This is a genomic window from Agrobacterium sp. CFBP2214 (assembly GCF_030209895.1).
Lineage (GTDB): Bacteria > Pseudomonadota > Alphaproteobacteria > Rhizobiales > Rhizobiaceae > Agrobacterium > Agrobacterium radiobacter.
The window spans coordinates 372,018-380,859 of the sequence record NZ_JARVRC010000007.1 but is presented as its reverse complement, the minus strand read 5'-3'; the positions used below and the strand labels follow the sequence as shown (position 1 = coordinate 380,859).

Genomic DNA, 8,842 nt, shown 5'->3' with positions numbered 1-8,842 from the left:
CCATCGTCAAAAAACTGACATTTTTATCAAGCCATTGATATCACTTCATACTTTCGTGGTGCGCAACGGAAATGGGGGGAAGGACAGTCTTTATGTCGCGACTGGCCCTGTTCCAGGAAACATGCAATAGGAACGGACGAGAGTTTCAGAAGACTTGGGGCGTCTCACGTCCCCTTATAAAGCGAAGAATTGGAGAGCCCGTGCGCATTCTCGATGAAGCCGTCATTCCCGAGCTGCCGAATTACTACCGTGGCAAGGTGCGGGAAAACTACGATCTGCCGGACGGCAACCGTATCATCATATCCACCGACCGCCTCAGCGCCTTCGACCGTATTCTCACCTGCATACCTTATAAGGGACAGGTCCTGACCCAGACGGCCCGCTACTGGTTCGAAAAGACAAAGGACATCTGCCCCAATCATGTGGTCAGCTATCCTGACCCAAATGTCGTCATCGGCAAAAGACTTGAGATATTGCCGGTCGAGGTGGTGGTTCGCGGTTATCTGGCCGGCACGACAGGCACGTCGATCCTGACCCTTTATAAGAAGGGCGAGCGGCAGATGTACGGCATGAGCCTTCCTGACGGGATGCAGGACAACCAGATTCTGCCCGAACCGGTGATCACGCCCACAAGCAAGGCCTTCGATGGCGGCCACGATGAGCCGCTGACACCGACCGAGATTGTGGAGAAGAAACTCCTGACACAGGAGCAATGGAACACGCTTTCCCGTTACGCGCTGGCACTGTTCAAGCGCGGGCAGGAAATTGCCGCAAAGCAGGGCCTCATTCTCGTCGACACGAAATATGAATTCGGAACGGATGAAAACGGCACCATCATCCTGGCCGACGAGATCCACACACCTGATAGCAGCCGCTACTGGATGGCTGGCAGCTATGAGGAAAGCTTTCGCAACGGCACCCGGCCGGCGAGCTTCGACAAGGATTTCGTGAGAGCCTGGGTTGCCGAACGCTGCGACCCTTATAAGGATGACGTTCCCGAAATTCCGCAGGATCTCGTCTTGCAGACCTCGAAGGTCTATATTGATGCTTACGAACGCATCACCGGACAGAGCTTCGTTCCCGACGATAGCGGCGAGACGCCGCTTGCAAGAGTACGCCGGAATCTGGAGCCGTTCTTCCCCGGAGTCTGACCGTGAGCAAAATGATCGAACAGGCGAGAAAGGGCGACAGGAAGAGTGACCGTCCTGTCAGGCGCCGGCCTCGCCGTTCCGCCGAGGAAACCCGGCGGGACATTCTCGCCAAAGCGGAAGAGCTTTTCCGGGAGCGTGGTTTCAATGCGGTGGCGATTGCCGATATCGCCTCAGCGCTTGGCATGTCTCCCGCCAATGTCTTCAAGAATTTCAGCTCGAAGAACGCGCTCGTCGACGCCCTTGGCTTCGAACAGATCGGTGCTTTCGAACGGCAGATCTGTCCACTCGGCAAAAGCCATGCACCGCTTTCCAGATTGCGCCATCTCGCGCGCAACCTGATGGAGCAGCACCACCAGGATCTCAATAAAAATCCCTACGTCTTCGAAATGATCCTGATGACCGCCAAGCAGGACATGAAGTGCGGAGACTATTATAAATCCGTCATCGTTAAATTGCTGGCCGAAATCATTCAGGACGGCGTCGAGGCCGGAATCTACACCGCCACCGATATCCCTCCTCTGGCGGAGACCGTGCTCCACGCGCTGACCAGCGTCATCCACCCCGTCCTCATTGCGCGGGAAGATATCGGCAATTTGGCAACACGTTGCGATCAACTCGTCGATTTAATCGACGCGGGATTGCGCAATCCGCTTGCTAAGTGACGATTCCCAATTTACGTCACCTTCTCGCAATTGCTTGCGAAGCGCAAAAGCCTGCGCTTCTATGCGCGTGGCGGTCCGGACAAAATGAGCGAATCGGGTCCCTTCCAAGGCCTTCGCCTGTCGTGTCTGTTTCCGGACGCGCATCCGCCGAGCGACATTGCGCTTATAGTTAAATGCGAGCGATACGCAGGGAAGAACAATGAGCCGACGTATTTTACCCCTATTTGCTTCTCTGTGTGTAACCGCGCTTCTGGCGGGCTGCAGCGATGGCGGCGAGAGCGACCAGACCGCCGGCCAGACTGCAGAGCGTCCTCCGTCTCCGGTCAGCGTCATCCTGATGAAGACCAGCGAATATCCCCTGACCACCGTTCTGCCCGGCCGCGCCAGCGCGTTCCAGACAGCCGAAATCCGGCCGCGCGTCACCGGCATCATCCGCGAAATTCCTTTCAAGGAAGGCAGCGAGGTCAAGCAGGGCGACGTTCTCTACCAGATCGAGGACAATACCTATCTGGCGGAAGTGGCGCAGGCCAAGGCTAACGTGGCGAAGGCGGAAGCAAGCATTCCAAGCGCCCAGGCGAACCTTGCCCGTTACGAACGCCTGGTCAACAGCGGTGCGACGCAGATCGAATATGAAAATGCCAAGGTGACGCTGCTGCAGGCGCAAGCCGACGTGGCACAGACCAAGGCAGCGCTGGAAACGGCCGAGATCAATCTCGATCTCACCAAGGTCCGGGCCCCCTTCGACGGCATTACCAGCGCGACCGCCTTCAGCATCGGTAACGTGGTGACGGCGAACCAGACGACGGCGTTGACAACGCTGCGCCGCATCGATCCGATCTATATCGACCTGATGGAATCCAGCATCAATCTCCTGCGTCTGAAAAAGGCGATCTCGTCGGGTCAGCTTGGCGGCGACACGAAGGAGACCGGCATTCACCTGACGCTGGAAGACGGCACCGAATACAAGCATGACGGCAAGATTGATATGTCGGACATGGCGGTGAGCGAAACGACGGGCACCTTCTCCATCCGCGCCCTCTTCGACAACCCTGATGATCTTCTGCTTCCCGGCACCTATGTTCGCGCCACGCTGACGATCGGCAAGGAAAAAGGTTTCCGCATTCCGCAGCGCGCAGCGAGCCGGAACGCCAATGGCGAACTGACCGCAAAATTCGTGACCGCGGAAAACAAGGTGGAAACCCGCACCTTCCCGTCCAGCCAGCAGTCGGGCAACGCCTGGCTGGTGACGGAAAATGTCAAGGATGGCGACAAGCTCATCGTCGACGGCTTCCAGTGGATTGCCGACGGCGCAACGGTTGCGCCAGTTGAAGTGACCATTGACGATCGCGGTATCGTCGTTCTGCCGCAGCAAGCTCCGCCTGCCGCCGCCCCCTCGAAATAAGCATGAGCACGAAACCCCTTGGTCGAAGCTCGTAAAAGGTAAGGCAGGACTGCCATGGCCCATTTCTTCATCAGGCGCCCCGTGTTTGCATGGGTTATCGCCATCGTCATCATGCTGGGCGGCGCCCTTGCGATCTGGACGCTTTCCATTTCGCAATATCCCGATATTGCGCCGACAACGGTGCGTGTCAGTGCGACCTATAACGGCGCCAGCGCCGAAACCGTCGAGAAATCGGTGACGACCATCATCGAGGACGGCATGACCGGCCTCGACGACCTCACCTATATGACCTCGTCGTCCTCGACCGGCAGCGCCGAAGTGACGCTGACCTTCGGCAACAGCATCCTGCCAGACATTGCGCAGGTTCAGGTGCAGAACAAGCTGCAGCTTGTCCAGTCGCAATTGCCCGATACCGTGCAGCAGCGGGGTATCCAGGTCAGCCGCTCGACATCGAGTATCCTGATGGTTGGCGCGCTGATCTCGACCGACGGCAAGCGCAATTCGGCCGATCTCGGCGACGTATTCTCCTCGCGTGTCGAAGACCAGATCAAGCGCCTCGAAGGCGTGGGCAGCATCAACGTGTTCGGCTCCGAATATGCGATGCGTATCTGGCTGGATCCGTTCAAGCTCAACAAATACCAGCTGACCACCGCCGACGTCACCAGCGCCATCGAAAGCCAGAATACCCAGGTTTCGGTCGGCTCGCTCGGCGCCGTGCCCGCGGTCAAGGGCCAGCAGCTCAATGTGACGGTGACGGCGCAGAGCCAGCTCACCACGGTTGCCGATTTCGAATCGGTCATCCTGAAAGTCGAAAAGGATGGCGCGACGGTTCGCCTCAGCGACGTGGCGCGCATCGAAATCGGCCAGGAAACCTATGGCGGCGATTCCCGATCCAACGGCCGTCCGTCCGCCGGTTTCGCAGTCAACCTTGCCACGGGTGCAAACGCGCTCGACACAGCGGCACGTGTGAAAGCGGCTCTGACAAATGTCGAGGGTTCGTTGCCCGAGGGTGTTTCGATTGAATACCCCTATGACACGACGCCGTTTGTGAAGCTGTCGATCGAGAAAGTGGTGCATACGCTGATCGAGGCGATCATCCTCGTCTTCGTCGTGCTTCTGGTGTTCCTGCAGAATTTGAGAGCCACCTTCATTCCGATGATCGCCGTTCCGGTCGTGCTTCTCGGCACCTTCGGCGTTCTCGCGCTCACCGGGTATTCCATCAATACGCTCACCATGTTCGCCATGGTTCTGGCGATCGGCCTTCTCGTCGATGACGCTATCGTCGTTGTCGAAAACGTCGAGCGCATCATGTCGGAAGAGGGCTTGTCACCGGTCGAGGCGACCGAAAAGTCGATGGGCGAGATCACCGGTGCGATCATCGGCATCGCGCTCGTGCTCACCGCCGTGTTCATTCCGATGGCTTTCTTCGGCGGATCGACGGGCATCATCTACCGCCAGTTCTCGATCACCATCGTTTCGGCCATGCTGCTTTCGGCCGTTGTCGCGATCGTGCTGACGCCCGCGCTTTGCGCCACCATGCTGAAGCCGATCGATCATCACAAGAAGCAGCGCGGACCGGGCGCGTGGTTCAACCGCGGCTTCGGCAAGACGACGGATGGCTACGTGTCCTCCATCGGTTATCTGCTGAAACGGCCCCTGCGCGTGATGATCATCTTCGCGATCGTGATCGGCGGCTGCGCCTGGTTCTTTTCAAAGCTGCCAAGCTCTTTCCTGCCGCAGGAAGACCAGGGCGTGCTTCTGACGATCATTCAGACGCCGACCGGTTCGAACATCGAACGGACCAATGAGGTAGTGAAACAGGTCGAAAACTACTTCCGCGAAAAAGAAGGCAAGAATGTCGAATCCGTTTTCGGCGTGCTTGGTTTCAGCTTCAGCGGTTCGGGCCAGAACAACGCAATCGTCTTCACCAGGCTCAAGGATTTCTCCGAGAGAACCGCACCCGATCAACACGCCGCCGCCATCGTGCAGCGTGCGATGGGCACGTTCTTCGGCTTCCGCGATGCACAGGTATTCCCGCTTTTGCCGCCGGCAATTCAGGGCATGGGCACGTCAAGCGGTTTCTCGATGTATCTCGTGGATAGCGGCCGCAACGGCACCGACGCATTGACCGCCACATCCAAGGAGCTGATCGCGCTCGCGACCAGCAATCCGAAGATCAGCTCGCTTCGAAGCGACAGCCAGGACAATGAAACGCAGATGAAGATCGTTCTCGATCAGGAAAAGATGGGAGCCATGGGGGTCGATCTCTCCTCCGTGAACCTCATGCTGTCGACGATCTTTGCCGGCCGGGATGTCAATGACTTCACTCTGAACGGCGAACTGAAGCCCGTTTATGTCCAGGGTGACGCACCCTACCGCATGCAGCCGGACGACCTGAAATTCTGGTACGCCCGCAATACCAGCGGCGAGATGGTGCCTTTCTCTTCCTTCAGCGAAGTGAAATGGATCAATGCGCCGCCGTCTCTCGCCCGCTTCAACGGTACAGGCGCGATCTCGCTCGAAGGCACCGCCGGCGCAGGCGTTGCATCCGGTGACGCGATGGACGAGATGGAACGCCTGACGGCAAGCCTGCCGGGCGGTTACACCGTCGCGTGGCAGGGCATTTCCTATCAGGAGCGCCTCTCCGGCTCGCAGGCGCCGATGCTCTATGCACTGTCGGTACTGATCGTCTTCCTTTGCCTTGCCGCCCTTTATGAAAGCTGGTCCATCCCCTTCTCGGTCATCATGGCCGTGCCAGTGGGCGTTCTCGGCGCATTGACCGCGGCGCATTTCTTCGGCCAGTCGAACGACGTCTACTTCAAGGTGGGCCTTCTGACGACCATCGGCCTTGCGGCGAAAAATGCGATCCTGATCGTTGAGTTCGCCAAGGAGAGACAGGAGCACGGACTGAGCCTGATGGAAGCGACGCTGGAGGCGGCGAAGCTGCGCCTGCGTCCGATCATTATGACGTCGCTGGCCTTCATCCTCGGTGTTGTGCCTCTCGCAATCGCAACTGGAGCGGGTTCCGCCGCGCAAAATGCAATCGGTATCGGGGTCCTGGGTGGTATGCTTTCTGCAACACTGCTCGGAATTTTCTTCGTTCCGTCCTTTTTCGTCATCATTCGTCGCCTTTCAAGGCGTTAACAAAACAAAAATGGGCTGTGCCAACCGTTAATACGCTGCTAGAAATGTTGCCGATTTGGCAAATGCACGTTTCTACGGCATATCGACCGCGCAGCCCATTTGTCAGCAAGCCGCGCTCGGTAAGCCAACCAGAGAATTGGGAAAATTACATGCTGTCTATTCGCGCTACCCTTCCCCTGACAATGCTGCTGCTCTCGGGCTGTGTTGTTGGACCCGACCACAAGACGCCGGAAATCCAATTGCCGGGAAAGTTTGCGGAAGCCGGAAAAACCAGTAATGGCGACATCAGCAGCGTTGCATGGTGGACGGCCTTTAACGACAACCGCCTGAACGGTTACGTCTCCACCGGCCTCGCGCAGAACCTCACCGTGATGCAGGCGATCGAACGCATCAATCAGGCGCAGGCCCAGGTGATCGTTGACGGCGCTGGCGGCCTGCCGAGCCTGACAGGCAGCGGTAGCCACACGACCAGCCAGACCAAGGGCAGCTACCGTGACGTTCCCGTCACCAACGTATCCAGCGGCAGCCTCAGCGTTTCGTGGTTCCTCGACCTCTTCGGTCGCTACCGCCGGGCGACGGAAAGCGCGGATGCATCGCTCGATGCCGCTTACTCCACCGTCGACGTGCAGCGCCTGACGCTGATTTCGTCCGTCGCCGCCGCCTATATCGACGTGCGCTATTATCAGGAGCGCCTGGCGATTGCCCGCCAGAACCTGGGTTCACGCCGCGAAACGCTCGATCTGACCAAGCTGCAGCTCGAAGCGGGTGCGGCCTCGCGTCTCGATGTCGTCCAGTCCGAAGGTCTGGTCAATTCCACGCTGTCGCAGATACCCGGCCTCGAAACCAGCTTCCGCAAGGCAGCGCACCGCATCGCGACCCTGCTTGGCATGCCGGCCTCGTCGCTCATCGCCGAGCTGCAGAAGGGCGCACGCCAGCCTGTTGCGCGCGCAGTTCCCCGCACCGGCATCCCGGCCGACCTGATCCGCAACCGTCCGGACATCCGCGTCGCGGAACGCAATCTCGCCGCTGCGGTCGCCACGATCGGTGTAACCGAGGCACAGCTTTATCCAAGCATCGAGCTTGGTGGCGCGATCACCCCGAGCTACAATTTCCTGAGTGGCGGCGGCAGGGGAACTGCCAATAGCTGGTCCTTCGGTCCGAGCCTCACGCTCCCGATCCTCGATGGCGGCAGACTCCGCGCCAATGTCGACATCGCCAACTCACAGGCACGCGAACAATATCTCGTCTGGAAGGCGACCGTTCTCAATGCGGTGGAAGAAGTCGAAAACGCCCTGGCCGCCATCAATCGCGACCAGCGTACCGTTGACGCGCTGAGAAAGACCGTCGCCTCCTACCAGGAAGCGCTGCAGCTCTCCACCGCCAGCTATCGTGATGGCGCCTCGTCTCTGCTCGATGTTCTGGATGCCCAGCGCTCGGTATCGGATGCGCAGGCAAACCTTGCCACGGCGATCCAGACAACCGCGCAGGATTATGTCTCGCTCAACGTGGCTCTCGGTGGCGGTTATGCCGTTGGCCAGCCTGCCCCGAAGAAGTCCGCCGGCCCGACCGTGGCCGCCGCGAAGGGCATGTAAGCAAGGCCCAAAAAAGCAAACAAAAAGCCCGCATCTTTCGATGCGGGCTTTTTGTTATTCAAGGCACAAAAAAAGCACCGGTTACCCGGTGCTTTTTTTCAGCCCGTCTCCAGGCTCAGTTCTTGGCGCGCTCGACGTAGGAATTGTCTTCCGTCGCGATGACCACGCGAATGCCGGCATCGATATGCGGCGGCACCATGGTGCGAATACCGTTGGAGAGGATTGCCGGCTTGTAGGAAGAAGAAGCCGTCTGGCCCTTGACGACCGGTTCCGTTTCCGTGATCTCAAGCGTGACGTGACGCGGCAGTTCCACAGCCAGTGGATTGCCTTCGTGGATGGAAAGAACGCAGGTCATGCCTTCCTGCAGATAGGCTTTCTGATCGCCCATCGTCTCAGTATCGACCACGACCTGGTCGTAGTTCTCAGGGTTCATGAAGTGGAAGCCTTCGCCATCTTCATAAAGGAACTGGAAGTTCAGGTCTTCAACGAAAGCGCGCTCGACCTGCTCGGTGGTGCGCCAGCGCTCGGAGACCTTCACGCCGTCAACGATGCGGCGCATGTCCACCTGCGTGACCGGCGTGCCCTTGCCGGGGTGAAAGTTCTGCGCGGTAAGAACGACGTAAAGCTTGCCGTCCACGTCGAGAACATTGCCCTTGCGGACGGATGAGGCGATAACCTTGACCATATGACTTCCTTGTAACTCGATGAAATGCGTCGTAAAGGACTGCGCGGCAGCACCGGCCCCGGCAGACGTTTTGTCTTTTTTCTGGGGCGCAACTACCTTAAATCCGCACGAATTGCCAGCCTTCTACAGCAATTCCCGGAAGAGTGCCTAGCGGTTTTCCGCCCGGAATTGCTTTAAATGACGCGATCAGGCGTTTTGCGGACCAT

At 58.6% G+C, this 8,842-nt stretch carries 6 protein-coding genes; 5 read left to right on the top strand and 1 reads right to left on the bottom strand.

The annotated features are described in order from the left end of the window. The first annotated feature begins 200 nt into the window (after nucleotides 1–200). The 5 genes from QRN60_RS20395 (at nucleotide 201) to QRN60_RS20375 (ending at nucleotide 7,951) form a co-directional block, all read left to right on the top strand. The gene (locus tag QRN60_RS20395; RefSeq protein ID WP_003510435.1) at nucleotides 201–1,151 is read left to right on the top strand and encodes a phosphoribosylaminoimidazolesuccinocarboxamide synthase; all 951 of its coding nucleotides are present in this window, start codon (nucleotides 201–203) and stop codon (nucleotides 1,149–1,151) included. Nucleotides 1,152–1,153: 2 nt separating this feature from the next. Continuing rightward, entirely contained in the window at nucleotides 1,154–1,813 is a 660-nt protein-coding gene (locus QRN60_RS20390) for a TetR/AcrR family transcriptional regulator (RefSeq protein ID WP_060725456.1), read from the top strand. A gap of 199 nt (nucleotides 1,814–2,012) precedes the next feature. Next, nucleotides 2,013–3,215: an efflux RND transporter periplasmic adaptor subunit gene (locus QRN60_RS20385; RefSeq protein WP_129564758.1), complete on the top strand. Its 1,203-nt coding sequence runs from the start codon at nucleotides 2,013–2,015 to the stop codon at nucleotides 3,213–3,215. A gap of 54 nt (nucleotides 3,216–3,269) precedes the next feature. Beyond that, the gene (locus QRN60_RS20380) at nucleotides 3,270–6,359 is read left to right on the top strand and encodes an efflux RND transporter permease subunit (RefSeq protein WP_129564759.1); all 3,090 of its coding nucleotides are present in this window, start codon (nucleotides 3,270–3,272) and stop codon (nucleotides 6,357–6,359) included. A 149-nt stretch (nucleotides 6,360–6,508) separates the two neighbouring features. Next, on the top strand, nucleotides 6,509–7,951 hold the full coding sequence (locus QRN60_RS20375; protein ID WP_003510442.1) for an efflux transporter outer membrane subunit: 1,443 nt from the start codon (nucleotides 6,509–6,511) through the stop codon (nucleotides 7,949–7,951). Between the two features lie 115 nt (nucleotides 7,952–8,066). On the opposite strand, the gene efp is transcribed toward QRN60_RS20375, so the two are convergent. Next, nucleotides 8,067–8,636 carry an elongation factor P gene (gene efp / locus QRN60_RS20370; RefSeq protein ID WP_060725453.1) on the bottom strand — a complete coding sequence of 190 codons (570 nt, stop codon included), beginning with the start codon at nucleotides 8,634–8,636 and terminating at the stop codon, nucleotides 8,067–8,069. Between the last annotated feature and the right edge of the window lie 206 nt (nucleotides 8,637–8,842).

Excerpts from the sequence above, each read along its gene's own strand:
- QRN60_RS20385 (WP_129564758.1), top strand. The coding sequence starts at position 2,013 with ATGAGCCGACGTATTTTACCCCTATTTGCTTCTCTGTGTGTAACCGCG.
- QRN60_RS20380 (WP_129564759.1), top strand. The coding sequence starts at position 3,270 with ATGGCCCATTTCTTCATCAGGCGCCCCGTGTTTGCATGGGTTATCGCC.
- QRN60_RS20375 (WP_003510442.1), top strand. The coding sequence starts at position 6,509 with ATGCTGTCTATTCGCGCTACCCTTCCCCTGACAATGCTGCTGCTCTCG.
- efp (WP_060725453.1), bottom strand. The coding sequence starts at position 8,636 with ATGGTCAAGGTTATCGCCTCATCCGTCCGCAAGGGCAATGTTCTCGAC.